We start from the raw sequence: 23,883 nt of genomic DNA on the forward strand, positions 1-23,883 counted from the left end.
CATGCGTGGCTGCCATGATCGCTATCGATGCCCGGAGGAGCCGGCCAGCGGCCGGCACTACCGTTAGCGGGTGAGCAGCTCGCGCGCGTCCTGGCCGGCTTCGCAATGCACGAACAACACCGGCAGGCCATGCGCTTCGAGCACGGCGGCCATCTGCCGCTGGCGCATCAGGAACTGGTCGTAGATGCCCTGCAGGCGCTCGCAATCGCCGGTGCCGTGGTTGTAGAACGCGCACCAGCCGGCGGGATCGAACAGGGCCATACGCACTTCGCCATCAGCGTATCGAAGCAGCGGCTCCGGTGCGGCATCCAGCCATTCCTCAACGTGCGGCGCCATCAGGGCGGTTTCGATCACCGGCCACAGGGCGGCCAGGCCCTGGTTGTCGTACTGCATCGACATCATCGCGGCGAGATCGTTCACCGTGAAGAAGCGTGCGTGCTCGATCTGCGCACCGAAGGCCGTCTGCGCCAGCAGCGCCGTGTCCGGCTGGGCCATGCCCTGGGCCAGCAGCACCTCTTCCAGCGCCTCGGCCACGGCCTGGGTCTGCGCCACTTCGGTGCCGGTCAGCAGGAACGGCACCACGCGCAGGCCACCGCCGGTCAGCGCGGCCTCGGCCTGGAAGGGCAGCGGCACATCACCATCGGCACCGGCACCGAATGCCAGCATGCGCGGGCCCTGGCTGCGGCCGGGGGCGCGCATCTGCAGTTCTTCCAGGCGGCGGTGCACGGGCCAGCCGGGGCGCAGCACTTCGGCTGGATCGAAATGCGCGCCGGCGAACACGAAGTCCAGCCCGCTGACGCCGGGGACCAGCTTGGCCAGGTCGCGGCCGACGCGTTCGGCCAGTTCGCCAGCCTGTTCGGAGGACAGCGCGGCATGGCGCGGCGCGTCGCCGCCGGCCAGTTCCAATGCCAAGACGCCAAGGGCATTCATGCCGGGGTCGGGTTTGCTCATGGTTTCACGGTTGGCCCATCACAGGGCGGCAGCTACACTTGCCCCCATTATGCCTGCTCCTTCGTGCAGGCCATGTTGCAGACACCCCTCCCATGCCAGGTATCTCCATGCCCAACGCCCGTCCCGTCGCCATCCTCGGTGGCGTCCGCATCCCGTTCTGCCGCCAGAACACGGCCTATTCGGACGTCGGCAACCTCGGCATGTCGGTACGTACGCTGGGGGCGCTGGTCGAGCGCTTCGGCCTGCACGGCCAGCAGCTCGGCGAAGTGGCGATGGGCGCGGTGATCAAGCATTCCAGCGACTGGAACCTGGGCCGCGAAGCCACGCTGTCCTCCGGCCTGTCCCCGCTCACGCCCGGCATCACCATGCAGCGCGCCTGCGGCACCTCGCTGGACACCATTATTGCGGTGGCCAACAAGATCGCGCTGGGCCAGATCGACTCGGGCATCGGCGGCGGCTCGGACACCACCTCCGACGTGCCGATCGTGTACGGCAAGAAGCTGCGCGCGCGCCTGCTGGCGGCCAACCGCGCCAAGAGCACCGGCGACAAGCTCAAGGCGCTGACCCGCGGCTTCAAGCTCAGCGAGCTCAAGCCCGAATTCCCCGGCGTGGCCGAGCCGCGTACCGGCAAGAGCATGGGCGACCATTGCGAGGACATGGCCAAGGAATGGAACATCTCGCGCGACTCGCAGGACGAATGGGCGGTGTCGTCGCACAAGAAGCTGGCTGCCGCCTATGAGCGCGGGTTCTTCAACGACCTGATCGCCCCGTTCCGCGGCGTCGAGCGCGACAACATCCTGCGCGCCGATACCTCGCTGGAAAAGCTGGCCACGCTCAAGCCGGCGTTCGACAAGGTGTCCGGTCGCGGCACGCTGACCGCCGCCAACTCCACCCCGCTCACCGACGGCGCCTCGGCGGTGCTGCTGGCCAGCGAGGAATGGGCGCGTGCGCACGGCCACGAACCGCTGGCCTACCTGCGCGACTCGCAGGTGGCCGCGGTGGATTTCGTGCACGGCGAAGGCCTGCTGATGGCGCCCACCATCGCGGTGCCGGAAATGCTCAAGCGCAACGGCCTGACCCTGCAGGATTTCGACATCTACGAAATCCATGAAGCGTTCGCCGCGCAGGTGCTGTGCACGCTGCGCGCGTGGGAAAGCGAGGACTACTGCCGCAACCGCCTGGGCCTGGACGCACCGCTGGGCCGGATCGACCCGGCCAAGATCAACCCGCTGGGGTCCTCGCTGGCCACCGGCCACCCGTTCGCCGCCACCGGCGCGCGCGTGATCGCCACGGCGGCCAAGCAGCTGGCCGAACGCGGCGGTGGCCGCGCGCTGGTCTCGATCTGCACCGCTGGCGGCATGGGCGTGGTGGCCATCGTCGAACGCTGATCCGGCAGGATGCGCAAATCCAAAAGGCCGCCCAAGGGCGGCCTTTTTCATGGGGGGGTAGAGCCACCCCATGGGTGGCTGCACAACCACCGAAGCCCGGTAGTGCCGGCCGCTGGCCGGCTCTTCATAAACCTTGGACGGGTGTGCGTGGAGCCGGCCAGCGGCCGGCACTACCCGTATGCGTGGATCCGGCGTGCGCGATCAGGGCAACCGTGGGTTGCCGTATGCGTGGATCCGGCGTGCGCGATCAGGGCAACCGCGGGTTGCCAAATTCGTCACGGTCATCACGCACCACTGGATCCACCGGATCAATGCGATCGACCGACTGCAACGGCTGCACCGGCAGCGGCTGCGACATCAGCGACTGTTCTTCCACCGTGGCGCGCTCGGGAACCACCGGGCCCAGCGGCGTGACCACCGCGTCGGCGCGCGCCAGTGCGATGCTGTCGTCGCCGCGCTGCTGGCGCAGCGCATTGGCGAAGCACTGTGCGGCCAAGGCCGGCTCGCCACGTTCCACGAACAACTGGCCCAACGCTTCCCACGCCGCCGGACCGGCACCGGCGGCAATCGCGCGGTGCAGGTAGTCCTCGGCCTGGCTGTGCTGGCGCTGGCGGGTCGCGATACGGCCCAGCGCCAGCAGCAATGCCGGGCTGGCCGGCTGGTTGACCAGCCAACGCTGCAGGTTGGCCTGGCGCGTGGCCAGCTTGTCCACCGGCATCTGGCCGTACAACTGCACCAGCGATTCGTCCCAGCGCGTGTCCAGCGCCTGCTCGATGTTGAGCAGGGCCGGTTCGTCCCAGTCCAGCGCCACGGCACGCAGCGCATACGCCGACACCACGTCCGGATCGCTGCGCAGCGCCTTCGGGGTGGCTTCCCATTGCGCGGCCAGCGCATTGACGTCGCCCGCTTCCAGCAGCGACTGCGCCGCCAGGCGGGTTTCCAGCTCGGCCACGGCCTCGTCGGGCAGGACCTTCTGTTTGCGCAGCGCGCCCAGCTGGCCGTATGCCTCATGCGCGCGCTCGGCGCGGGCCAGCGCTTCGGTGCGCAGCCACAGGCCGCGCGGCGGCAGCGGTTGAATGGTGGCGGTGTCCAGCAGGTTGATCGCATCCACCGGGCGCTCCTGCACCAGCAGGCGTTCGGCCTGCAGCAGGGCGTGCAGGGTGGCGTCTTCACCGGCCAGGCGCTGCAGGTACTGGTTCACGGCCGCCTGGTCATCGCGCGCCTGCGCGCTGCGGACCGCGGTGACCATTGCAACGGCGGTCACTTCCTTGTCTTCGGCCGCGCTTTCCAGCAGCTTTTCAGCCCGCTGCCACTGGCCCTGTTCGTGCGCCTGGATGCCGTCGATCAGGCGGGCGCGGCCCTGCTTGCGGCGGTAGCGGCCCCACGCACGGAACGGCGAGGCCAGCAGGCTCCACAGCAGCCACAGCACCAGCAGGCCCACCAGCACCATCAGGGCCACCTGCGGCACCGTGGAGCGGTAGTCGTTGCCGCCGTAGCGGTAGATCACTTCGCCGAACTGGCGCAGTTGTTCGGTGCCCAGGAATTGCGAGGCGATCACGCCAAGGGCTACCGCCAACAACAGCACCACCAGGGATTGGAAGGGTTTCATCGGTCATCTCCATCGCGCATCGCGCGCAGTTGCTGCAAGGTGCTGCCCAGTTCGGGTACCGCAGGATGCAGCACGCGCGTACGCAGTTGCTGCAGTTCAGCACGACGCTCGCGCAGGGCGGGTGAATCCGGCCACAGTCGCGGCAGCCACGCCGCCACGCGGTCCACGGCGCGGGTGAAGCCTTCCTGGTCGCCGCGCTCCACCGCTGCGCGCGCCAAGGTGAGTTCCAGCTGCAGGGAATCCCAGCCGGCCACGCGCTCGGCATCGGTCAACGGGCCCTGCGTGCGGGTGGGGGTGATGGTCACGAACGGCGCCAACACCTGATGCCACCACGGCGTGCCGGCGGCTGCGCCGGCACCGGCATCCACCTGTTCGGGGACCTGTTCCAACGCCGTGGCGAACGCGGCCAGCTGCGCGCCGGTGGTGGCACGCACGCCCGGACCCAGCGCGTCCACCGCATTGCGTTCCTGCATCAATGCCTGGCGCAGGTTGAGATAGTCGTTGCCCTGCACATCGGCCAGGGTGGTGGCGGCCAGCGCGTACAGTCGCTTGGCACCGTCCACGTCGTCGGCGTAGGCCAGGCGCTGCGCGGCCTGGCCCAGCAGCAGTTCGGTCTCTTCCAGCTGCAGCGCCTGCGCGCCATGGCGGGTGCTGTCGGCCAGCTTGGCCAGGTTGTCTTCCAGCAGCGCGTTGCGCTGGCTCAGGCCCAGCATTTCATCGCGCAGCACGCGGTTGGTGGCGGCCGCGTCCTGCACCCGTTGTGAGGTCGAACGCTGGTCGCGGCGCAGCGCTTCCACGCTGTCTACCAAGCCCTGCAGCTGCAGCCCGGCATCGGCCTGCGCCTGGGCGGCACGGGCCTGTTCGGCCTGCCAGCGGGTCCAGCCCCAGGCCACGCCCACGCCAATCACCAGAACGACCGCGAGCGGCACGATCCAGCGCAGGGAACGGGGGTCAGGCGGTGGCGAAACGTCGTCAGTCATGCGGGCATCCTTGTCGCGCGCGCCGGGGTGTCCACAAGCTGGCGTGCGACGTGGTGCACAGCATCACCCGGCGTGCGCGCGGCCCGCAAGGCCGGGAGCGTCGCCTGTTCAGGTAGATGCGGAAGTGATGATCGCCGCGTGTGCGGCCTGCACCAGCTGGCGTGGTAGGGGGCCTTCGGCGACGCAGACCCGCGCGAAGCCGGCTGCGTGGGCCTGATCCGCAAGCCGCGAGCTGGCGGCCACCACAAGCGAGGCACGCAGGCGTGGCAGCAGGTCCGGCGGCGCCTTGGCCAGCAGCAGGTCCAGCGCCTCGCCACTGCTGAGTGCCACCACCCAGGGCGCGGCCCGGCGGCGCAGCCGCTGCAGGGCGCGCGGTGGCAAGGGCAGCGGCACCCGCTGGTAGACGTCGGCACGGTGCAGCGTGGCGCCGCGCGCGACCAGGGTGGCCGCGATGATGCCGCGGCCACCGGGGGCGGTGACCAGGCCCGCGTCGAGCCCGTCCAGAGTGGCCAGTTCAGGCAAGGCCAGCAGGCCTTCGCTGTCCATCCGCGCCGGTGCCAGCACCGGGCCGGCGGTATGGGCGCGCAGTGCCGCCGCGGTCCCGGCGCCGACCGCCAGCCAGATACCGGCACGCGCCGCGTCCAAGGGCAGCAGGCGCGCGGCGGCGTGCACCGCCGCCGGGCTGCTGAATACCACCCGCTGGGCGGCCAGCGCGCGCGCCAACCGGGCGCGGCTGGCGTCGTCGTTGCGCACCTGCAGCGCCCACGGCGACAGCGCCACCACAGTGGCGCCCACGGCCTGCGCAGCCCGCCGCAACGGCGCATGCTGGCCGCGCGGGCGCAGTGAAATCAGGGTCCATTCCGGCACATGTGCATCGCTCTTCATTGCGGGCATTATGCGAGCCCTTTGCCGTCACGTTGTCGTATCGATGTCCAATCCTGAATCCCTGACCGCGCACCTGGCCGAACTGCAGCATGTGCTGGACCGGATGCCCCCGGTGGCGGCCATGCAGATCCGCGTGGTGTCCTACCGCGACGGCATGCTCGACCTGGGCGCGCCGCTGGCGGCCAACGTCAACGACAAGGGCAATGCATTCGGTGGCAGCCTGGCGTCGGCGCTGACCCTGTCCGGGTGGGCGCTGGTGACCCTGCGCCTGCGCCTGGCCGGGTTCGATGCCGACGTTTACGTGGCCGACAGCCATGTGCGGTACCTGGCCCCGGTCTACGAGGACCTGCACGCCCAGGCCCAGGCCGCCGACCCGGCCGACTGGGACGGCTTCCTGGCCACCTTCGCCCAGCGCGGCAAGGCCCGGATCGGGCTGGTGGCCCGCCAGCCCGGCACCGCGGGCAAGCCGGCCGCTGAACTGACCGGGCGTTTCGTGGCCTTCGCAAGGCGGTAGGATGGGCGCCTTGCCGATTGGGGAATTCGCATGCGCCGTTTGTTTCAGATCCTGCTGCTGACCGTGTTCGCGCTGACCAGCGTGAGCGCGCTGGCCGCCGAGCCGAAAACCACCAAGAAACAGCGCAAGGAGCTGGAAGAGACCCAGGTCAAGTACGACTCCACGATGCGCTGGGGCACCGTCGAGGACGCCCTGCCGTACCTGGACCCGGAATACGCCAAGGTCCACCCGCTGACCGACCTGGAGCTGCGCCGCTTCGAGCAGGTGAAGATTTCCAGCTATCGGGCCGGCGACAACGTGCCGCTGCCCGATGGCCGGGTGGGGCGCAACGCCGAGGTGCGGGTGATCAACAACAACACCCAGGCCGAGCGCACCATGCGCGTGAAGGAAATCTGGCGCTGGGATGCCGAGGGCAAGCGCTGGCTCCAGGCCAACGGCCTGCCGGACCTCTGGCAGGAGCTCTGAGCCTCGTAGAGCCGGGCTCTGCCCGGCTGAAGCCATGATCGCCGAACGCTGAGCCCCGCCCAGGCGGGGGCTGGACGCCGATTCGCCCGCATGTGCGACAATCGGCGCCCGATTATCGACCCGTGATCTTAGTGAATTACGAAGAGCTGCTGGCCTTTGCCGGCCGAAACCCGATGTTGTCGATGGCCCTGGTCGGCCTGACCGTGGCCATCATCGTCACCGAAGTACGCCGCCTGTTCCGGGGCTTCAAGTCGCTCAAGCCGGCCGAACTGACCCACCTGATGAATGCCGGTGGCGCGATCGTGGTCGATCTGTCCTCCAGCAGCGATTTCGAGAAGGGCCATATCGCCGGCAGCCGCAATGTGCAGCCCAGCGCGTTCGGCCCGGAGCACAAGCTGGTGGCCAACGCCAAGCAGAGCCCGGTGGTGTTGCTGTGCCGCACTGGCAACGCCTCGGAAACCGCCGCCAAGGCGCTGAAGAAGGCCGGTTTCGAGCAGGTCAACGTGCTCGACGGCGGCATTCCGGCCTGGCAGCAGGCCGAGTTGCCGCTGGTCAAGGGCCGCAACTGATTTCCGCGCGATTGCGCTGCATGCCTTGTGCGCGGCGCCACACGCCCGCATAGCAGGGCATGTAACAATCCATTCTTATTGCATTCATTCTTGGAGCTACAGGAAATGTCCGAAGAGACCACCAACGGCGCCGTCGCGCCGGCCGACGCCGCCACCGGCCCCGCGTTCACCGTCGAGAAGATCTACGTCAAGGACGTTTCGTTCGAGTCGCCCAATGCGCCGGCCGTGTTCAACGAAGCCGTGCAGCCGGAACTGCAGCTCAACCTCAACCAGCGCGTGCAGCGCCTGGGCGAGAACGCCTTCGAAGTCGTGTTGGCCGTCACCCTGACCTGCAAGGCCGGCGACAAGACCGCCTATGTGGCCGAAGTGCAGCAGGCCGGCGTGTTCGGCCTGGTCGGCCTGGACCCGCAGTCGATCGACGTGCTGCTCGGCACCCAGTGCCCGAACATCCTGTTCCCGTACGTGCGTTCGCTGGTGAGCGAGCTGATCCAGGCCGGCGGCTTCCCGCCGTTCTTCCTGCAGCCGATCAACTTCGAAGGCCTGTACGCCGACACCCTGCGTCAGCGCCAGGAGCAGGGTGAAACCTCGCTGGCCGACTCCGAGCCGGCCGGCAACGCCTGATCGGCGCTGCTGTCGTTGCGATGAGCACCCACGCAGAAAAAATCGCGGTTCTCGGCGCCGGCTCCTGGGGCACGGCGCTGGCCAGTCTGCTTGCCCGGCACGGTCATTCGACCGTGCTGTGGGGGCGTGATGCGGCCATGGTCGAGGCCATCGACCAGCGCCACGAGAACACCCGCTACCTGCCCGGTATTCCGCTGCCGGCGGCGTTGCGTGCCACCACCGACCTGGCCGCTGCCGTCAGCGACGCCACCTGGATCCTGGTGGTGGTGCCGTCGCATGCCTTCGGTGAAACCGTGCGCGCGCTGGCGCCGCTGCGTCCGGCCAATGCCGGCGTGGCCTGGGCAACCAAGGGCTTCGAGCCCGGGTCGGGCCGTTTCCTGCACGAAGTAGCGCGCGAGGTCCTCGGACCGGACGTGCCGCTGGCGGTGGTAACCGGTCCGTCGTTCGCCAAGGAAGTCACCGAGGGCCTGCCCACCGCGATCACCGTACACGGTGACGCGCCGGCATTCGCCCAGCAGGTGGCCGACGCGATGCACGGCCCGGCGTTCCGCGCCTACACCGGTGACGACATGGTCGGCGCCGAACTGGGCGGGGCCATGAAGAACGTGCTGGCCGTGGCCACCGGCGTGGCCGATGGCATGCAGCTGGGCCTGAACGCCCGTGCCGGCCTGATCACCCGCGGCCTCAACGAGATGCTGCGGCTGGCCGCGGCGATCGGGGCCAAGCCGGAAACCCTGATGGGCCTGGCTGGCCTGGGCGACCTGGTGCTCACCTGCACCGGCGATCTGTCGCGCAACCGTCGTCTCGGCCTGGCGCTGGGACGCGGCCAGACCCTGCAGGACGCCGTGCGTGAAATCGGCCAGGTGGTGGAGTCGGTGCAGACCGCCGACGAAGTCATGCGCCAGGCCCGCCGCCACGGCATCGACCTGCCGATCTCCGATCGGGTGCGCGCGGTGCTGCACGGCGAGCAGACCCCGGAAGAAGGCTTGCGTGCGCTGCTGGCGCGCGAACAGAAGCCGGAATATCCGGACACGCTGTTCAAGTGATCCACGAAAACCCCGGCAAACGCCGGGGTTTTTTGTAGGCACCGACGCCCGGACACACCGCCCCCGGAAACGAAAAAACCCGGCACATGGCCGGGTTTTTTCGTGGCGTACCGACGAGGGTGTCGCCATGCCAACCGCAAAGAACGCGGCGGCCCTGCAGGTAGAGCCGACCATTGGTCGGCTGCTGTCCGCGCAAAAAATGCGACGGCCCAACACAGGTAGAGCCGACCGTTGGTCGGCTGCCGTGAAAGTGAAGCCCGACCTAAGCCGGGCTTCATGGCGCAGGGGAGAGAGACCGCGCCATCCAACAACGTACCGCGGTGAAACTGTATTACCAGGTGAAGCGCGGACCGACGAACCATTCCTTGTCGCCGCCCTTGGCCAGCTTCACTTCGCCAGCCAGGCCCCAGTTCTGGTTGAGCTTGGCCTGGGCGCCGACGCGGCCGTAGAACTCGCCGTCCGGGTTGATACCGTGCTTCTTGCCGAAGTCTTCGTAACCGGCCAGTGCGTAGCCTTCGAAGTTCGGGGTGAACGCGGTGCGCACGCCCACTTCGGTGGCATAGCCGTTGAAGTCCAGGCCGTGCTTGATGTCCAGCTTCTGGTAGGCAACGCGCGCCACCAGGTCGGTGGTCGGGGCGATGCCGTAGTTGTAGCCCACGCCGACGCGCCACTGGTCAACGTCGTTGCTGCCACGCTTGGTTTCCTGCGAGTTGTAATCGCCGAAGACGTGGAAGTTCGGCGCCACGGCGACCGAGCCCTTCGCGGCCCAACCGTCAGCGTCGCCACCCTTGGCATCGGTGTTCACGTAGCCGCCTTCAACATAGTTGTACGACAGGCCATCGGTTGCAGACGCAGCGAACGGCAGAGCAGCGAGCAGACCCAGGGCAAGCAAGGAAGACTTCATCATCGGGACACCTTTAATTATTTTTGGTTTTGCCGAACCGCCCCCCTTGGGAGGGGGAGAGAAGGGGCGGTCGACAGGTGTTAATTATTCATTTGTCGTCCCAATCGCTCCTGAATATTGAACTGACCGGTACATGAATGAAGCGCCCGTTCAGGGAACTTGAGTGGTAGGCCGATAGCCTCTCGTCGAGCCACCGGCACTGTCCGTTCGTCGCTGGAAACAGAGGAAGTGGCCATGAGGGGGCAGGGCGGAGAAAGCGCATGTTCAGCTCACAGCTTTTTCACCCGTTGGCGTCGTTAATTGGCCGTGGCCAACCGGGCCACGTCGGATTGACTGGAACCCTCATGCGGACCACGTTGATTGGCGCGTTTGCCGTGCTCTCTGGTGCAGTGATGCTGGCGGGATGTGGCACCACCCAGATCAAGGCATGGAGCAAGCCTGGTGCAAGCGAAGAGCAGAAGCAGCGCGATCTGGCCGAATGCGATTACGACGCCTCCAAGGCTACGACCGGGGATGGAAAAGCGCCCAAAAGCACCGGCGACGCAGTAGGGGATGGCGTGGTCCGCGGCATGGAAAAATCGGATCTCATCAAGAAGTGCATGCGAGTCCGCGGCTATAGCGGTTGAGTTGGATGCAGGCGTCAACCTTCCTTCCACGTGCAAGGAGCGTCGTATGCGAGGTTTGCTTTCCTTGGTGGCACTGATCGGTCTGGTTCCCATGGGCCAGGCTGCAGCGGGCGAAACCGTCGAATGCGCGTCGCGCCATTTCGAGTACAACGAGTGCGGTGCCGGACCTCTCAGATCCCCGCAGCTCATTCGCCAATCTTCGTCCAGCGCCTGCATCGTCAACAGTACGTGGGGCTTCAACAGGCGCAGTGGCTACATCTGGGTGTCAGACGGCTGCGCGGGCGTATTTGCGGATGTCGGCGGATACCACCATGGCAGGGGCGACGGATACGACGCCAATGCGCGTCGCTACGACGACCACGGTCATGACGTGGGGGCGGTGGCCGCCGGCGTGGTGATTGCTGCGTTGTTGGCGGGTGCGGCCGATGACAATTCGCACAAAAGCCACAAGCACCACAGCAGCAGCGGCTACGACGGCTGCCATGGCAATGGTTGCCTCGTCGACAACCCCGACGCGATCGATACACGGCCCCAGTTCGACAAGGACGGCAATCCAAACTTTGACACCCATGGCAACTACCAGGGCTGCCACGGCGAGGGCTGCAAGGTAGACAACCCGGACGCCAACAACTGATTTTCCGTGCGGGCGCGCCTAACGGTCGCCAGTCAGTTGGCACCGTATGCACGTCCTTGAAGGAGTGACCCGAATGAGAGTTCTTGTCGCAGTACTTTCTCTAGCGTGCGCCCTCTCCGTTGGGACCGTAGCCAACGCTGAGGCGAAGAAAGGCAGTGCAACGCCTGCGGCGGCACCGCATACCTCCGATGGCATGGCCTGTGACAGTCCCAACCAGTCGCAGGCGGGCCTCAACCAATGTGCAAGCAACAGCGCCAAAAGCGCTGACGCCGAGCTCAACCGGATCTACGCAAAAGTACTGGCCGCCAATGCAACCGACACGGCCTTCCTGGAGAAGTTCAAGGCCGCACAACGTGCCTGGATAGTGTTTCGCGATGCACAGATTGCGGCGCGATACCCGAGTCCCGCCGATTACGGGAGCGTCCTGCCGATGTGTGAAAGCGGAGAGTATGAGCAGCTGACGCGTGATCGGATCAAACAGCTCAATGCGTGGATAGCAGGGACGGAGGAAGGCGACGTCTGCGCGGACTCCTATCCCATGAGCGGACAGTAGAGGACGCGTCGGGGCGTGCCAACGCTTGGTGCGGATCTTGGGGCCGCGTTGTAACAAGCGCTGGCGCGCCGTAGATTTCGCTATGGGTGAGTGATGTAATCAGGCACTGTGGGCTGCTCTGGAGACGTTGGACGCATGGACGACATCGCATCACCCCTGGCGCTCGTCTTCTCGTTGGCCCGAGGCCTCTGGGGCGAGGTCCATCCAACCTTACGTCAGGCTTCGATCGAGACCGACGAGGAAGCGCAGATGGTTCGTCTTCGTTTCGAGTACGACGGAGACGCCACGGGTCCGGCTCAAGAGAGTTGCTCATGCGCGGCGACCAGCGTCATCGCTGATTTTCCCTCGCCGTGGGACGTGGATGAGCAGCATGTAGCGTCTCCGGCACCAAGCCCTCTATCCCCGCTAAGGCACGTTGTTTACCGCCGCTGGGAGCCTGATGGTGCGGCCTGAAGGTGAAGCGTGGGCCGTGGATGCTCCTGGTCCAGGTTCCACCCGATGCCCTTGCCTCTGGCGCACAGCATCCAATTCCAACCATCGGATCACCAGACGTAGTTTCGCCCGGATGGAAAAGAATCGAGCGCTGTAGAAAAGCGGCGAACGCCTGCTCTACACTGGCCCGCAGCTCGTCCACCCGCTTCTCCTGGGCCTACGGTCCAGAAGGCGTTGAACGGGCTGCACGCAGCGAAGGGAGCTGTGGCCGCGATTCAACTCGCGGTCTTTCGGGGATAGCCGTAACGCCGAGTCATCCAAGGGGATAAGCGAGATGCGTCTGACGTTGATTGGGGCGGCACTGTCGCTCGCCTGCCTGTGCGCCGCGTCCGCTCATGCGGAGACCGTTGTACCGCTCACCTTCGCCGACCGCCTGGCACAGGCGGGGTCGCCGCTGACCGTCCGGCCGGACGGCTTCTCGGGTCCGGGCGCCGCCATCTTGTCGGGCGCCGTAGATGCCAGCCGGTACGTCCTCATCGGCGAGAGCCATTTCTCGCGCGAGATCCCCGCCTTCACCACGAACGTCTGTCGATTGATGGCGCCCGGCGGCCTGACCGCCATGGCCGTCGAGACCGGGCCGGAGGCCGCCGGCGCAGTCAACGCACGGATGAGAGCACCGGACCGCGAACAGCAGATTGCCGACTTCCTGACCACCTATCCCGACGTCATGGCGTTCCTCAACAGCCGCGCCGAAGGCCAGACGGTGGCCGATTGCGCCGCTGTGGCCGGGCCGGGCTTCACGTTGTGGGGGCTGGACCAGGAGTTCCTGGGGGTAAGCGGCTATCTGTTCGACCAGATGCTGGCGTCCGGCCCCGGGCCGCTCGCCCGTGCCCAGATCGAGGCCTTGGCCACGCAGGAGCGGGCGGCCGTGAAAGCCGCGCTCGCCTCCGGTTCCCCCATGGACCTGTTCCTGTTGAAGGCCACCGATGCGACGCTGGATCCGGCAGGGAAAGCCATCAACCAGGACGGCGGCGACCGGGCAAAGGCGCTGTTCGCCGCCTTGCGCGAAACACGCGCCATCTATCAGGCTTCGCAGTCTGGTCGTGGCGATGCGAACGGACGCAGGGCACGGCTGATGAAGCGGACGCTCACGGCCCATTTCGCCGAGGTGCCGCAGGCGCGCGTGCTGATGAAGTTCGGCGCCTATCATCTCTACAAGGGCTACAACCCACTCGGCCAGCGCGACGTGGGTAACTTCGTCGCCGAACATGCCGACGGACAGGACGTGAAGGCGCTGAACCTGATCGTCGGGGGCGCGAAAGGCGTGGGCGCCGGATACAACGGCGTCGGTCGCCCGATGAAGGTGTACGACTTCGATGCGACCACGGGCGAGGACAGCGACTGGCGCAAGGATGTGATGTTGGCCCGCCCCTCGGGTGCGGCGCCCGGGGACTGGATTCTGGTGGATCTGCGCCTGCTGCGCAGCAAGGATCTGGACGCCCCGACGCCGGAATGGCGCGCGCTCATCTTCGGCTACGACCTCGCCATTGTGGCGCCGACGCTGTCTCCGTCCACCAAGCTTGGCGCGGATGTCGGCCTCTAGCGGGCGTACGCGTTCCAAGGCCGGCATCAGGCACCCACACCGATGAAAGGCATGCGCAAAACGGGGCTTCGGGCGATCGCGTTGCTTTCGCTGGCGCTTGTCGCGTGCGCGCCGCGCGCGTCTGACGCGCCGGCGAGCGCCTCGTTGCCTGGCACCGTTGACGAAGCCGTCGACCGACTTCTGGCTGAACTGTCGGCCGATGACATCGATTGGATGCGACGAAACCCAAAGGCCAGTGTCCTCAGCCAGCTTTACATGGGATACGGTACCGGCGCGCGCAACGAGTTTGGCGTGTGGGGTGGCAACCAGGCCCTGCTCACGTCCTGCGGAACTGACGATGCGGAGGGGTGCTCGGTCGTCATCCTCCATGGACTGTGGGACAGAGTGCAGGCGCAAACCGATCTTGCGCTACGTGCGTCCCTGCAATGCCAGTTCGCAACGGTGCACACGATCCGAATCGATACGACGGGTTGGTATCTGCTCACCGTGGGCGACATGCTGGATGCCATGCAGGCGCAGATTGATCGCCAAGTGGCCGACGCGGCCGCACCGGGCTGCCCGACCCAGTTGCGCATCGTGCCCGTGGGCGAGGTGAACCGCCACTGCTTCGTGCGTGCGGAGTTCGAGCATGAGGAGCCGCTGGACGTCGTGTTGATGTGGCTCGGGTTCCGAAACGCGCTTACTCCTCGGCATGCGCCGCCCGATCTGGAGCTAGAATTCAACCAGGCGTGCGCGTGGCCCGAGCGTCCGATGCACTTTGAACCCGAACACAAGGCGTCCGCTGGCTGACACGGGACGCGTAGCGCGTGTGCCAAGGTCTGCTTCTGGCCGATAGCGGACCTCGATGAGCGACCGTTCGAGCCTGTACACCGCGTCTAATTGATTCCCTTGCTTGGCGCACTGAAGTAGATCCACGCACATGCTAGTCCTGCGACTGCTCCAAAGGTGGCGAACTGTGCTACGTCGCTCAGGCCTCCAGGGCGGCTCGCTGCAAGTGTCAGGATCGATGAGAGCACTGCGCCAAGAGCACAGCTTACGGTGAGCGCGCGCCACCCCCACAGCCACGGCTTCAATGCCCCGATGATTGCGCCCGTAGCTATCGCCGGAATTGCACCAATCGGGTAACCAAACAACAGGAAAATCAGCAAGCCGAGAGAGTTGGGCAGCGTTCCAGCCATCAGCCAAGCCATGAGGAACGCTGCAAGTGACCCTACAAACGGGCCAACAAATACGTACAGAGTCAGGGCGAAGAATTGGTCTACAACGCAATCCCAAGCGGACATCCGAGCCCCACCATCCACATTCGCACATGCCCAGATCCGGAACATAGCTGCCAGCAACGGAAGGATCAGGATCAGCGCATAGCCCTTGTGCATCTGGATGCTGGATCTAGGTCAGCCGGATCGGCGTACATTTATACAGTTTGGAGCGGCGCGCGAGCAATCTGGTTGGACGCGCATCCGGAGTAGCGTAGCCAGGAATGGCGAAAGCAGACACCCCGCCGGGGCGGGGTCGTTGCGCCCGTGGTAGTGTCCGCTTCCGATCCAGAACGCATGCATGGACTTGTAAATTCATGGAACCCAGCAAGATCGATCCGGCATGGCCAAACGCCCTTCGTTGGTTTCTAAGTCAGGGACTGACCCGGTTCACGCCATGGCATTTTTTGTCCGACGCCTCTGATTTTGCATTCGCTTCGCGCGCTTTCCAGCGCGAGGACGTAAGCGGCGAAGAGGTCTTTGTTTTTGCTGCCCGGCAAGATCGCGACGACTTCGCGGGTCTATTGATTGTTGATGGCCGCATCACAGATCGGGTTGTGTACTTCCATCCGGTTTTTGCCGACAGCAGCCAGCCATCGCCCAGGACATGGAACATCGTCTGCGACGCCTACGTAGACGTGTTCGAGTTCGTCAAGGCGCGGGTGATTGAGGATATGAAGGATTGCGCGCTCGACGAAGACGCTGCGGATCTTTGAGCAACGACCGCTTCTGGCCGAACGCGAGCGCGCCTCTCATATCGCCCAGGGTATGTCCGCCTCGCATGCAGCGCTCTCGAACTGCGGCCGGCCGAACCAATAGCCTTGCATCAGGCGGATGCCGAGATCGGACAGGCAGTGCGCTTCATCGCGGGTCTCTATGCCTTCGGCAATTACGCCAATAGACAGTTGCTCACACATGGACACCACGCCGGCCACGATCGCGCGACGCGGCGGGCTGTGGTCGATTCCGCGGATCAACGCCATGTCCAGCTTGACCATGTCCGGCTGGAAGTCGGCCAGCAGATTCAGGCCGGCGAAACCGGCGCCGAAATCATCAATGGCCGTCTTGAAGCCGATGCGTTTGTACTCGCTCAGGATCTCCGCCAACCACTTTCCATCGCTGACCTGCTCTCCCTCGACGGTCTCAAAGATGATCCGCTCAACAGGAAAGCCATACCGTTCCGCTGCCTGAAGCGTGGAGCGTATGCACACCTCGGGCCGGTAGATCGCATTGGGCAGAAAATTGATGGAGAGATGGGATCGCAGATCCAACGATGCAGCGATCCGGATCGCCTTCTCACGGCAGGCCTGATCGAACGAATAGCGGTTATCCGCCGTGACACGTGACAGCACCCAGCTCGCGGGCTCGCCGGCCGGACCGCGTACCAGCGCTTCATGCGCGAACACCTCGCGCGCATGCACATCGACGATGGGCTGGAATGCGTAACTGAAGTCGAACTGCAGCGGCTCGGCATCGCGGCATAGGGCACAGCCAGCACGCATATTGGTGGAAGGCATGCGCCTGATCCCGTGTTCGGATGGAGGAAACCAGAATAGTCGACGCCCATCACGGCCATGTGGACGTCGCCTGCGCCGCCGCGGCCAATGGCCGCCAACGGGCACCCGGGCAGTACCCTTCGCTTCTGGCCGGAAGCGGTCTCCCGAGGCTACAGCGCCTCCGCCGCACCCGGCTCCTTGCGCAGGAACGCCACCAGCGCAGCCACCTGGCAATACTCCGCCGCGGCCATGAACGTGGTCGGCACGTGCTCTTCGGTCTGTTGCGCAGTGCGCATGCTGTCGATCGGTTCGACGATGGCCGGGAAGTCCTTGGCCTGCTCGTCGAGGACGCGTTTGAGCCGGTCGAACAACGGGCTGGTGTAGTCGAACCCCGGGGCGACGATGCACATCTGCGTGCCCGGGCGCGTGGCGATCTCGCGCATCGCACCTTCGAACGCATCGGCGTGGGCGGCGGCGTCGGACTGCAGTTCCAGGTTGGCGGACTCGCCGGTCACCCGGTAGTACACGCTGCCGGGCCGGAACAGGAACGTGTACAGGTGCGCACCGTCCACCTTGCTGGTCTGCGGCGAGCGCTGCCGCTGCCGTTCGCCGCGCAGTGGGGTGGCGCTGCCGTCGGCCAGCAGCTGACGGGCCGTGATGCCGCAGCCTTGACCGTCGGTGCCGAAGGACACTTCATAGTCCGTACCCGGTTCGGCCGTGAAGGACACCGAGGGGCCACCGATGTAGCGCAGCGCATCGCGCGACTGACCAGCGGCGGCCACCGGAATGCAGCGTCGGTTGGGGCCCTCGAAATTGGCCGAGATCGTCACGTGTTGGCCAGGGTCCACCGCGACCTCGTGGTAGAACGGCTTGGCACCGAAGCGGGTGTTCTCGTTCAAGGTGCGGGTGGCGAATGAGGCCGGCATGCCGATGGTCACGTTGTCGTTCTTGCGCGCCATCGAAAACAGGGCGCCGATCGGCGTGACGCTACCAGCGCTCCTGCCCTCCACGCTGACCATCTCGGCCTTGCCGCCCTGCTCAAGGGCATTGGCGCGCAACGACAGCCGCACCAGGTTGCTGCCAAACAGGCGCACCCGTGCCTGTTGCTGCAGTGCCGTGGCCGACGATGGGGCGGGCCCCGCTGCGTCAGGCGCGGCCACGACCGGCGCGGAATCGGCCAGCGCGGTCGCTGAAAGGGCCAGGCAAAGAACGAACGCGGCAACGCGAAGGGTCATCGGTATATCTCCATGAATATTCAGGCGCCTCATGCGCCATCTGCGCCGCTCCATCGGCACCCTGGCGAAAAACTTGAGTCGGCGCGGGGGGCGAGGGCCTTGCGGGGCACTCCCTAACACTGTTAGATTCGCCCCCTAACAGCGTTAGTCCAGGTCCCTTCGTGCGCCAACCCATTGCCCGCGAGAACATCGTCGAGGCCGCTTTCCGGATCCTCGATGAAGCCGGCCTGGAAGGCATCACGCTGCGCAAAGTGGCCTGCTCGCTGGGCATCCGAGCGCCGTCGCTGTACTGGCACTTCAAGAGCAAGCAGGCGCTGATCGACGCCATGGCCGACGCGATGATCTGCGACGTCGCCCGTGACATCCCCGCCGGCCAGCCCTGGCGGCAGACCCTGCTGCAGATCGCGCGCGAGTTCCGCCTGGCGTTCAAGGCCCGACGCGACGGCGCACGGGTCTATGCCGGCACCTTCCTGGCCACCGAGAACGTGCTGCGGGTGGGCGAGGCCAGCCTGGCCGCACTGGTCGGCGCCGGGTTGCCGGCGCGCTTCGCCGCGACCACCGCGATGGACCTGGTGTACTACACGATGGGCTTTGTGATTGAAGAGCAGTCCTGGCCCGGCGACGGCAGCATGGAAGCGCTCGGTGAGACGTTCATGGCATTGGCCGAGCAACGTTTCCCGCATTGCTGGTCTGCCCGCGAGGTGTGGAGCGAGGTCGATTTCGACGCGCGCTTCGAACAGGGTCTGGGGCTGATGCTGGACGGCATCGCACTGCGCCTGGCTGCTACCCCCTGATCCCGCTAACTCCCCGCTGTTCCCGCTGCTCCGACACGGAAGCCCCACCGATGCGTGACCGAATTCTTCGCTGCTCTTCCCTGATCCTGGTTGCCGCGCTGCTCAGCGCCTGTGGCGGCAAGGATGACACCCCGTCGGCCGAGGCCACCGCCGAGACCTCGGCGTTGCCGGTGTCGCTGGCCACCGCCCAGCAGCAGAGCATGGCGCGCACGGTGCTGGTGTCCGGACCGGTCAGCGCCTACGAAGAGATGCAGCTGGGCGTGGAAATCAGCGGCCAGCGCGTCACCGCGTTGCCGGTGGACGTGGGCCAGTGGGTCAAGAAGGGCCAAGTGCTGCTGCAGTTGGACCACCGCACCCTGGACAGTGAACTGGCCCAGGCCGACGCGTCGCTGCGCCAGGCGCAGGCCTCGCAGGAGCTGGCGCGCCTGAACTACCAGCGCAGCGAGAAACTGGCGGCGCAGCAGTTGATCAGCGCCAGCAGCCTGGACGAACTGCGCGCTGCCCGCATCAATGCGGAGGCGCAGACCGCCACCGCGCGCGCGTCCCGCGATGCCGCCCAGCTGCGGCGCGACTTCGCCGACCTGCGCGCGCCGGCCGACGGGCTGATCTCCAAGCGCCTGGTGCAGCCCGGCCAGGTGGTCTCGGCCGGTACCGAGCTGCTGCGGCTGATCCGCGATGGCCGCCTGGAGTGGCGCGCCGAACTGCCGGAGAACCAGCTGGCGGACGTGGTGGTGGGCAACACCGTGGAACTGCCCTATGCCGGCCAGGTGGTACGCGGCCGCATCCGTGCCGTGAGCCCCGGGGTGGATGCACAGACCCGCACCGGCACGCTGTACGCCGACCTGCCCACGCCGGAGCCGCTCAAGCCGGGCATCTACGTGGAAGGCCGCATCGTCACCGGCGACGGCCAGGTGCTCACCATTCCGACCGCGGCGATCGTGCAGCGCGATGGCCACAGCTACGTCTTCAGCGTGAACGACAAGCAGCAGGCCACCCGCCACCGCGTGCGCACCGGCCAGGCCGTCAAAGGCCACACCGCGATCCTGGAAGGCCTCAAGGCCGGTGATCGCGTGGTGGTGGACGGCGCCGGCTTCCTGGGCGAGGGCGACCGCGTGCGCGTGGTGACCAACACCAAGGCCGCCGCCCGATGAACATCTCCGCCTGGGCAATCAAGCGCCCATTGCCCGCACTGCTGATCTTCTTCGTGCTGTGCGTGGCCGGCCTGTGGGGCTTCTATCAGCTGCCGGTGGCGCGCTTCCCGGACATCGCCTTCCCGATGACCACTGTCACCGTCACCCAGCCCGGTGCGTCGCCCAGCCAGCTGGAAGCGGAAGTCACCCGCAAGGTCGAGGACTCGGTGGCCACGGTCAACAACGTCAAGCGCGTGATCTCCTCGGTCAGCGAAGGCGTCAGCACCACCACCATCGAATTCCAGCTCGAGGCCGACCTGGCCACCGCGCTGGACGACACGCGCGATGCGGTCACCCGCATCCGCACCGACCTGCCGCAGGACATCCAGGAACCGGTGATCTCCAAGGTGGACATCGGCGGCTCGCTGATGACCTACGCCCTGGTGGCCCCGCACATGACCCCCGACGAGGCCAGCTGGTTCGTCGACCGCGACGTCTCGCGCGCCATGTACGGCGTACCGGGCGTGGCCCGGGTGACCCGCGTGGGCGGTGTGCAGCGCCAGGTGCGGGTGGACCTGGACCCCAATGCGTTGATCGCCATGGGCATCACCGCCGGCGACGTCTCACAGCAGCTGGCCCGCATCCAGGTGGAGCGTGCCGGCGGCAAGGCCGAGATCGAAGGCGCGCAGCAGACCATCCGTACGCTGGGCACAGTGGGTAACGCGCAGGCCCTGCGCGATTACTCCATCGCGCTGCCGGACGGCCGCGCGGTGCGCCTGTCCACGCTGGCCACGGTTACCGATGCCGCCGCCGATCCCACCGAAGCGGCGCTGCTCGATGGCGGCGAGGTGGTGGCGTTCTCGATGTCGCGCACACGCGGCTCCAGCGAAGTGAAGGTGGAGGCGGGCGTGCACGCCGCGCTCGACACCATCAAGGCCGCCCATCCCGGCATCGATTTCCGCCTGGTCACCACCGCCATCGACGAGACCCACCGGTCCTACGATTCGTCGATGACCATGCTCTACGAAGGCGCGCTGCTGGCGCTGCTGGTGGTGTGGTTGTTCCTGCGCGACTGGCGCGCCACCTGGGTGGCCGCGCTGGCGTTGCCGCTGTCGATCATCCCCACCTTCGCGGTGATGTACTTCTTCGGCTTCACCCTCAACATGATCACGCTGCTGGCGTTGTCGGTGGTGGTCGGCATCCTGGTGGACGATGCGATCGTGGAGATCGAGAACATCGTGCGCCATTTGCGCATGGGCAAGCCCCCGCTGGAAGCGGCGCGCGAGGCTGCCGGCGAGATCGGCAACGCGGTGATCGCCACCTCGCTCACCCTGGCGGCGGTGTTCGTGCCGGTGGCGTTCATGCCCGGCATCGCCGGCAAGTTCTTCCGCGAGTTCGGCTGGACCGCGGCCACCGCCGTGCTGTTCTCGCTGCTGGTGGCGCGCCTGCTCACCCCGATGATGGCCGCCTACCTGCTCAAGCCGCACGGCGAAGAGAAGCCCGATTCCAGGTTGATGGTCTGGTACCTGGGTTGGGTGGACGCTGCCCTGCGCCATCGCGGCCGCACGCTGTGGCTGGCCACCGGGCTGTTCGTGGCCTCGCTGGCGCTGGTGCCGTTCATCCCGGCCACCTTCATTCCGCAGTCCGACCTGGGCCGCAGCAACCTGAGCCTGGAACTGCCGCCGGGCACGCGCCTGCAGGACACCGTGGCCGTGGCCGAACAGGCGCGCGCGCTGCTCAAGGACATGCCCGAGCTGAAGCAGGTGTACACCGCCGTGGGCAGCGTGCTCGACCTCGGCGACCCCAGCGCGACCGGTGTGGGCGAGGCACGCAAGGCCACGCTGGTGCTCGACTGGGGCACCACCGACACCCGCGACCGTGACCAGCGCGTGCTGGAACGCGACGCGCGTGCACGCCTGGCCAACCTGCCCGGCGTACGCGTGAGCTACGTCAGCTCCGAGCCGGGCAACCTGCTGCAGCTGGTGCTGTCCGGCGATGATCCGCAGCGCCTGCAGGACGCATCCACCGCACTGGAACGCGACCTGCGCGGCATCCAGGGGCTGGGCAGCGTCACCTCCACCGCCTCGCTGCTGCGCCCGGAAGTGCAGATCGTGCCCAACGCGGCGCGTGCGGCCGACCTTGGCGTGGCCACGGCCGACATCGCCGAAGCGGCGCGCATCGCCACCGCCGGCGACTACGAACAGCGCCTGGCCAAGCTCAACCTGCCCGATCGCCAGGTGCCGATCCGGGTGGGCTTTGCCGAGGCCACGCTGGCCAACCCGGCGTTGATCGGGCAGCTGCGCGTGCCCGGCCGCAACGGCCCGGTGCCGTTGGCGGCCGTGGCCGACATCCAGCAGGGCAGCGGCCCGTCGCAGATCTCGCGGTACCAGCGCCAGCGCAACGTCACCCTCACCGCCGAACTCAACGGCCGCCCGCTGGGCGAGGTGATGACCGAGGTGCAGGCGCTGCCCAGCGTGAAGCAGCTGCCGCCGGGGGTGAGTTTCCTCAACACCGGCGATGCCGAGGTGTTCGTCGAACTGTTCATCGGCTTCATGCTGGCGATGGCCGCCGGGTTGATCTGCATCTACATGGTGCTGTTGCTGCTGTTCAACCATGCGCTGATGCCGGTCACCATCCTGGCGGCGGTGCCGCTGTGTGCCGGTGGTGCATTCGGCGCGCTGCTGATCACCCAGAACATGCTGTCGCTGCCGGCGCTGATCGGCTTGTTGATGCTGATCGGCATCGCCACCAAGAACTCGATCCTGCTGGTCGACTACGCGGTGATCGCTGAAGACGAACACGGCATGAGCCAGCACGATGCGCTGATCGATGCGTGCCGCAAGCGCGCCCAGCCGATCATCATGACCACCCTGGCGATGGGCGCCGGCATGATGCCGATCGCGCTGGGCTTCGCCGGCGATTCGAGCTTCCGCGCCCCGATGGCCATTGCGGTGATCGGCGGCCTGATCACCTCCACGCTGCTCAGCCTGATCGTGATCCCGGCCGCGTTCACGGTGATGGATGACCTGGGCGAATGGCTGTCGCGCAAGTTCCGTCGTCGCTCATCGCATGCGGTGGCCGGGCACACGGAGTAGAGCCACCCCATGGGTGGCTGCGCGGTCCGCTTCGATCACCCCGTTCATGCCGATGCAGCCCAGGCGAGTAAACGCGGCCAACCGGCGGCGGCGGTGGTATGAGCACAATGCATAGGTGGCATGCGGAAATACCGTGGCGGGCGCAGCGCGCCCGCCCCTGCCGCGCCGATACACTGCCTGCACGTTCTGACCGGTTGCCCGCCATGCCTCTGCGTACCCCCGTTGCCCTGCTGATGTGTCTGGTGTTCGCGACCAGCGCGCCTGCATCGGCGACGAATGCACCGGTGACGGGCGTTGGCCCACTGGCGGCCGATGCCGTGGCCACGGTGGATGCCGAATTGTTCGCACGCGGCAGCTTCACTGCCGCCGACGGCACGGTGCTGCCGTACCGGATCCTGCCGCCGCGCCACGTGCGCGCGGGTCAGCGGTATCCCCTGGTGCTGCAGTTCCACGGCTCCGGTGGCATCGGTACCGACAACGCCGCGCAGCTGGATCGCCTTGCCAGAAGCTGGGCGATGCCTGCCACGCGCGAACGCTACCCCGCGTACGTTCTGGTGCCGCAGTTCGCCGGGCGCAGCGCGAACTACGGTCCTGCCGCCCCCGACCAGGCCGCCACGGCGGCACCGGCACTGCACGCGGCCCTGGCGTTGGTGCGGCACGTTGCGGCAACGCATCGGGTCGACACCTCGCGCATCTACGCCGTGGGATTCTCGATGGGCGGCTCGGCGGCGTGGCTGTCGCCGACACTGGCACCGGGCCAGTTCGCGGCCATCGTGCCCATCGCCGGTATCGCCCCGCCCAACACTGCAGCATCGGCCTACACCCACCTGCCGGTGCTGGCGATGCACGGCGATACGGACGAGGAGAATCCGATCACGGCTGATCGGCGTTTCGTACGTACGCTGCACGCGCGCGGTGGTCAGGCCGTGCTGCGCGAGTACCGCGGCCTGGCCCATCAACCGCCCGCCGACATCGTGCCGGGCACGTGGTGGCGCGACTGGTTGTTCCAACAGAAACAAATGCCGCCGCGCTAACTGCAAGCGCAATGTCATGGGGAAGTCACTGCGGGCACCAATACTCCGCCGGTCCTCCACTAC

At 66.8% G+C, this 23,883-nt stretch carries 25 protein-coding genes; 17 read left to right on the forward strand and 8 right to left on the reverse strand.

Annotation, left to right across the window (positions count from 1 at the left end; genetic code table 11):
* Window positions 1-63 precede the first annotated feature (63 nt).
* On the reverse strand, window positions 64-951 hold the full coding sequence (locus AC6CHL_RS12370) for a hypothetical protein (protein ID WP_038691305.1): 888 nt from the start codon (window positions 949-951) through the stop codon (window positions 64-66).
* 92 nt (window positions 952-1,043) lie between these two features.
* Between AC6CHL_RS12370 and AC6CHL_RS12375 the strand changes: the two genes are divergently transcribed.
* A complete protein-coding gene (locus AC6CHL_RS12375) occupies window positions 1,044-2,339 on the forward strand; it encodes an acetyl-CoA C-acetyltransferase (protein WP_102100653.1) in 1,296 nt (431 codons plus the stop codon).
* A gap of 247 nt (window positions 2,340-2,586) precedes the next feature.
* Here AC6CHL_RS12375 and AC6CHL_RS12380 read toward each other — a convergent pair whose 3' ends face one another.
* From AC6CHL_RS12380 to AC6CHL_RS12390, 3 genes are all read right to left on the reverse strand, one after another.
* The gene (locus AC6CHL_RS12380) at window positions 2,587-3,948 is read right to left on the reverse strand and encodes a heme biosynthesis protein HemY (RefSeq protein ID WP_038691301.1); all 1,362 of its coding nucleotides are present in this window, start codon (window positions 3,946-3,948) and stop codon (window positions 2,587-2,589) included.
* The gene (locus AC6CHL_RS12385; RefSeq protein WP_038691299.1) at window positions 3,945-4,928 is read right to left on the reverse strand and encodes a uroporphyrinogen-III C-methyltransferase; all 984 of its coding nucleotides are present in this window, start codon (window positions 4,926-4,928) and stop codon (window positions 3,945-3,947) included. The genes AC6CHL_RS12380 and AC6CHL_RS12385 overlap by 4 nt, the downstream gene beginning before the upstream one ends.
* Window positions 4,929-5,036: 108 nt before the next feature.
* Complete coding sequence (locus AC6CHL_RS12390; RefSeq protein WP_498294579.1) at window positions 5,037-5,813, reverse strand: uroporphyrinogen-III synthase; 777 nt, start codon at window positions 5,811-5,813, stop codon at window positions 5,037-5,039.
* A gap of 43 nt (window positions 5,814-5,856) precedes the next feature.
* Here AC6CHL_RS12390 and AC6CHL_RS12395 point away from each other — a divergent pair, with 43 nt between their 5' ends.
* The 5 genes from AC6CHL_RS12395 to AC6CHL_RS12415 all read left to right on the forward strand — a co-directional run bounded on the left by AC6CHL_RS12395 (window position 5,857) and on the right by AC6CHL_RS12415 (window position 9,028).
* The gene (locus tag AC6CHL_RS12395) at window positions 5,857-6,327 is read left to right on the forward strand and encodes a YiiD C-terminal domain-containing protein (protein WP_038691295.1); all 471 of its coding nucleotides are present in this window, start codon (window positions 5,857-5,859) and stop codon (window positions 6,325-6,327) included.
* A 30-nt stretch (window positions 6,328-6,357) separates the two neighbouring features.
* Window positions 6,358-6,792 (forward strand): hypothetical protein, encoded by a 435-nt coding sequence (locus tag AC6CHL_RS12400; protein ID WP_038691293.1) that lies wholly within the window; start codon window positions 6,358-6,360, stop codon window positions 6,790-6,792.
* Between the two features lie 131 nt (window positions 6,793-6,923).
* Window positions 6,924-7,361, forward strand: coding sequence for a rhodanese-like domain-containing protein (locus AC6CHL_RS12405; protein WP_038691291.1), 438 nt, complete (start codon window positions 6,924-6,926; stop codon window positions 7,359-7,361).
* Window positions 7,362-7,466: 105 nt separating this feature from the next.
* On the forward strand, window positions 7,467-7,982 hold the full coding sequence (gene secB, locus AC6CHL_RS12410) for a protein-export chaperone SecB (RefSeq protein WP_038691289.1): 516 nt from the start codon (window positions 7,467-7,469) through the stop codon (window positions 7,980-7,982).
* Window positions 7,983-8,002: 20 nt separating this feature from the next.
* Window positions 8,003-9,028: an NAD(P)H-dependent glycerol-3-phosphate dehydrogenase gene (locus tag AC6CHL_RS12415; protein WP_038691287.1), complete on the forward strand. Its 1,026-nt coding sequence runs from the start codon at window positions 8,003-8,005 to the stop codon at window positions 9,026-9,028.
* A 331-nt stretch (window positions 9,029-9,359) separates the two neighbouring features.
* On the opposite strand, the gene AC6CHL_RS12420 is transcribed toward AC6CHL_RS12415, so the two are convergent.
* Complete coding sequence (locus AC6CHL_RS12420) at window positions 9,360-9,932, reverse strand: OmpO family porin (protein ID WP_038692680.1); 573 nt, start codon at window positions 9,930-9,932, stop codon at window positions 9,360-9,362.
* 260 nt (window positions 9,933-10,192) lie between these two features.
* Between AC6CHL_RS12420 and AC6CHL_RS12425 the strand changes: the two genes are divergently transcribed.
* From AC6CHL_RS12425 to AC6CHL_RS12450, 6 genes are all read left to right on the forward strand, one after another.
* Window positions 10,193-10,558 carry a hypothetical protein gene (locus tag AC6CHL_RS12425; protein ID WP_498294581.1) on the forward strand — a complete coding sequence of 122 codons (366 nt, stop codon included), beginning with the start codon at window positions 10,193-10,195 and terminating at the stop codon, window positions 10,556-10,558.
* Window positions 10,559-10,604: 46 nt separating this feature from the next.
* Window positions 10,605-11,192: a DUF3011 domain-containing protein gene (locus AC6CHL_RS12430; RefSeq protein WP_463600128.1), complete on the forward strand. Its 588-nt coding sequence runs from the start codon at window positions 10,605-10,607 to the stop codon at window positions 11,190-11,192.
* A 73-nt stretch (window positions 11,193-11,265) separates the two neighbouring features.
* On the forward strand, window positions 11,266-11,745 hold the full coding sequence (locus tag AC6CHL_RS12435) for a lysozyme inhibitor LprI family protein (protein WP_498294583.1): 480 nt from the start codon (window positions 11,266-11,268) through the stop codon (window positions 11,743-11,745).
* A 135-nt stretch (window positions 11,746-11,880) separates the two neighbouring features.
* On the forward strand, window positions 11,881-12,198 hold the full coding sequence (locus tag AC6CHL_RS12440) for a MafI2 family immunity protein (protein WP_498294585.1): 318 nt from the start codon (window positions 11,881-11,883) through the stop codon (window positions 12,196-12,198).
* 313 nt (window positions 12,199-12,511) lie between these two features.
* On the forward strand, window positions 12,512-13,780 hold the full coding sequence (locus tag AC6CHL_RS12445; RefSeq protein WP_498294587.1) for a hypothetical protein: 1,269 nt from the start codon (window positions 12,512-12,514) through the stop codon (window positions 13,778-13,780).
* Window positions 13,781-13,822: 42 nt separating this feature from the next.
* Window positions 13,823-14,569 carry a DUF6794 domain-containing protein gene (locus AC6CHL_RS12450; protein ID WP_498294588.1) on the forward strand — a complete coding sequence of 249 codons (747 nt, stop codon included), beginning with the start codon at window positions 13,823-13,825 and terminating at the stop codon, window positions 14,567-14,569.
* A gap of 86 nt (window positions 14,570-14,655) precedes the next feature.
* On the opposite strand, the gene AC6CHL_RS12455 is transcribed toward AC6CHL_RS12450, so the two are convergent.
* Window positions 14,656-15,156 (reverse strand): hypothetical protein, encoded by a 501-nt coding sequence (locus AC6CHL_RS12455; protein WP_498294590.1) that lies wholly within the window; start codon window positions 15,154-15,156, stop codon window positions 14,656-14,658.
* 197 nt (window positions 15,157-15,353) lie between these two features.
* On the opposite strand from AC6CHL_RS12455, the gene AC6CHL_RS12460 reads away from it, so the two are divergent.
* Window positions 15,354-15,752, forward strand: a complete 399-nt coding sequence (locus AC6CHL_RS12460; protein WP_498294592.1) for a hypothetical protein — start codon at window positions 15,354-15,356, stop codon at window positions 15,750-15,752.
* A 36-nt stretch (window positions 15,753-15,788) separates the two neighbouring features.
* Here AC6CHL_RS12460 and AC6CHL_RS12465 read toward each other — a convergent pair whose 3' ends face one another.
* Window positions 15,789-16,553: an EAL domain-containing protein gene (locus tag AC6CHL_RS12465; protein WP_038691260.1), complete on the reverse strand. Its 765-nt coding sequence runs from the start codon at window positions 16,551-16,553 to the stop codon at window positions 15,789-15,791.
* Between the two features lie 149 nt (window positions 16,554-16,702).
* On the reverse strand, window positions 16,703-17,767 hold the full coding sequence (locus AC6CHL_RS12470; protein WP_498294594.1) for a hypothetical protein: 1,065 nt from the start codon (window positions 17,765-17,767) through the stop codon (window positions 16,703-16,705).
* Between the two features lie 161 nt (window positions 17,768-17,928).
* On the opposite strand from AC6CHL_RS12470, the gene AC6CHL_RS12475 reads away from it, so the two are divergent.
* The 4 genes from AC6CHL_RS12475 to AC6CHL_RS12490 all read left to right on the forward strand — a co-directional run bounded on the left by AC6CHL_RS12475 (window position 17,929) and on the right by AC6CHL_RS12490 (window position 23,820).
* Window positions 17,929-18,561 carry a TetR/AcrR family transcriptional regulator C-terminal domain-containing protein gene (locus AC6CHL_RS12475; RefSeq protein ID WP_320489973.1) on the forward strand — a complete coding sequence of 211 codons (633 nt, stop codon included), beginning with the start codon at window positions 17,929-17,931 and terminating at the stop codon, window positions 18,559-18,561.
* Between the two features lie 50 nt (window positions 18,562-18,611).
* Window positions 18,612-19,712 carry an efflux RND transporter periplasmic adaptor subunit gene (locus AC6CHL_RS12480; protein ID WP_498294596.1) on the forward strand — a complete coding sequence of 367 codons (1,101 nt, stop codon included), beginning with the start codon at window positions 18,612-18,614 and terminating at the stop codon, window positions 19,710-19,712.
* Complete coding sequence (locus AC6CHL_RS12485) at window positions 19,709-22,786, forward strand: efflux RND transporter permease subunit (protein WP_447591250.1); 3,078 nt, start codon at window positions 19,709-19,711, stop codon at window positions 22,784-22,786. Before AC6CHL_RS12480 ends, AC6CHL_RS12485 begins: the two co-directional genes overlap by 4 nt.
* A 203-nt stretch (window positions 22,787-22,989) precedes the next feature.
* Window positions 22,990-23,820, forward strand: a complete 831-nt coding sequence (locus tag AC6CHL_RS12490) for a carboxylesterase family protein (protein WP_498294597.1) — start codon at window positions 22,990-22,992, stop codon at window positions 23,818-23,820.
* Window positions 23,821-23,883: the final 63 nt, after the last annotated feature.

It is taken from the genome of Stenotrophomonas sp. GQ19, assembly GCF_059758695.1.

Coding starts and splice junctions, on each gene's coding strand:
- AC6CHL_RS12375 (WP_102100653.1), top strand. CDS start 1,044: ATGCCAGGTATCTCCATGCCCAACGCCCGTCCCGTCGCCATCCTCGGT.
- AC6CHL_RS12395 (WP_038691295.1), top strand. CDS start 5,857: ATGTCCAATCCTGAATCCCTGACCGCGCACCTGGCCGAACTGCAGCAT.
- AC6CHL_RS12470 (WP_498294594.1), bottom strand. CDS start 17,767: ATGACCCTTCGCGTTGCCGCGTTCGTTCTTTGCCTGGCCCTTTCAGCG.
- AC6CHL_RS12490 (WP_498294597.1), top strand. CDS start 22,990: ATGCCTCTGCGTACCCCCGTTGCCCTGCTGATGTGTCTGGTGTTCGCG.
- AC6CHL_RS12425 (WP_498294581.1), top strand. CDS start 10,193: ATGTTCAGCTCACAGCTTTTTCACCCGTTGGCGTCGTTAATTGGCCGT.
- AC6CHL_RS12390 (WP_498294579.1), bottom strand. CDS start 5,813: ATGAAGAGCGATGCACATGTGCCGGAATGGACCCTGATTTCACTGCGC.
- secB (WP_038691289.1), top strand. CDS start 7,467: ATGTCCGAAGAGACCACCAACGGCGCCGTCGCGCCGGCCGACGCCGCC.
- AC6CHL_RS12440 (WP_498294585.1), top strand. CDS start 11,881: ATGGACGACATCGCATCACCCCTGGCGCTCGTCTTCTCGTTGGCCCGA.
- AC6CHL_RS12400 (WP_038691293.1), top strand. CDS start 6,358: ATGCGCCGTTTGTTTCAGATCCTGCTGCTGACCGTGTTCGCGCTGACC.
- AC6CHL_RS12460 (WP_498294592.1), top strand. CDS start 15,354: ATGGAACCCAGCAAGATCGATCCGGCATGGCCAAACGCCCTTCGTTGG.
- AC6CHL_RS12485 (WP_447591250.1), top strand. CDS start 19,709: ATGAACATCTCCGCCTGGGCAATCAAGCGCCCATTGCCCGCACTGCTG.
- AC6CHL_RS12370 (WP_038691305.1), bottom strand. CDS start 951: ATGAGCAAACCCGACCCCGGCATGAATGCCCTTGGCGTCTTGGCATTG.
- AC6CHL_RS12450 (WP_498294588.1), top strand. CDS start 13,823: ATGAAAGGCATGCGCAAAACGGGGCTTCGGGCGATCGCGTTGCTTTCG.
- AC6CHL_RS12445 (WP_498294587.1), top strand. CDS start 12,512: ATGCGTCTGACGTTGATTGGGGCGGCACTGTCGCTCGCCTGCCTGTGC.
- AC6CHL_RS12420 (WP_038692680.1), bottom strand. CDS start 9,932: ATGAAGTCTTCCTTGCTTGCCCTGGGTCTGCTCGCTGCTCTGCCGTTC.
- AC6CHL_RS12385 (WP_038691299.1), bottom strand. CDS start 4,928: ATGACTGACGACGTTTCGCCACCGCCTGACCCCCGTTCCCTGCGCTGG.
- AC6CHL_RS12435 (WP_498294583.1), top strand. CDS start 11,266: ATGAGAGTTCTTGTCGCAGTACTTTCTCTAGCGTGCGCCCTCTCCGTT.
- AC6CHL_RS12480 (WP_498294596.1), top strand. CDS start 18,612: ATGCGTGACCGAATTCTTCGCTGCTCTTCCCTGATCCTGGTTGCCGCG.
- AC6CHL_RS12380 (WP_038691301.1), bottom strand. CDS start 3,948: ATGAAACCCTTCCAATCCCTGGTGGTGCTGTTGTTGGCGGTAGCCCTT.
- AC6CHL_RS12465 (WP_038691260.1), bottom strand. CDS start 16,553: ATGCCTTCCACCAATATGCGTGCTGGCTGTGCCCTATGCCGCGATGCC.
- AC6CHL_RS12430 (WP_463600128.1), top strand. CDS start 10,605: ATGCGAGGTTTGCTTTCCTTGGTGGCACTGATCGGTCTGGTTCCCATG.
- AC6CHL_RS12415 (WP_038691287.1), top strand. CDS start 8,003: ATGAGCACCCACGCAGAAAAAATCGCGGTTCTCGGCGCCGGCTCCTGG.
- AC6CHL_RS12455 (WP_498294590.1), bottom strand. CDS start 15,156: ATGCACAAGGGCTATGCGCTGATCCTGATCCTTCCGTTGCTGGCAGCT.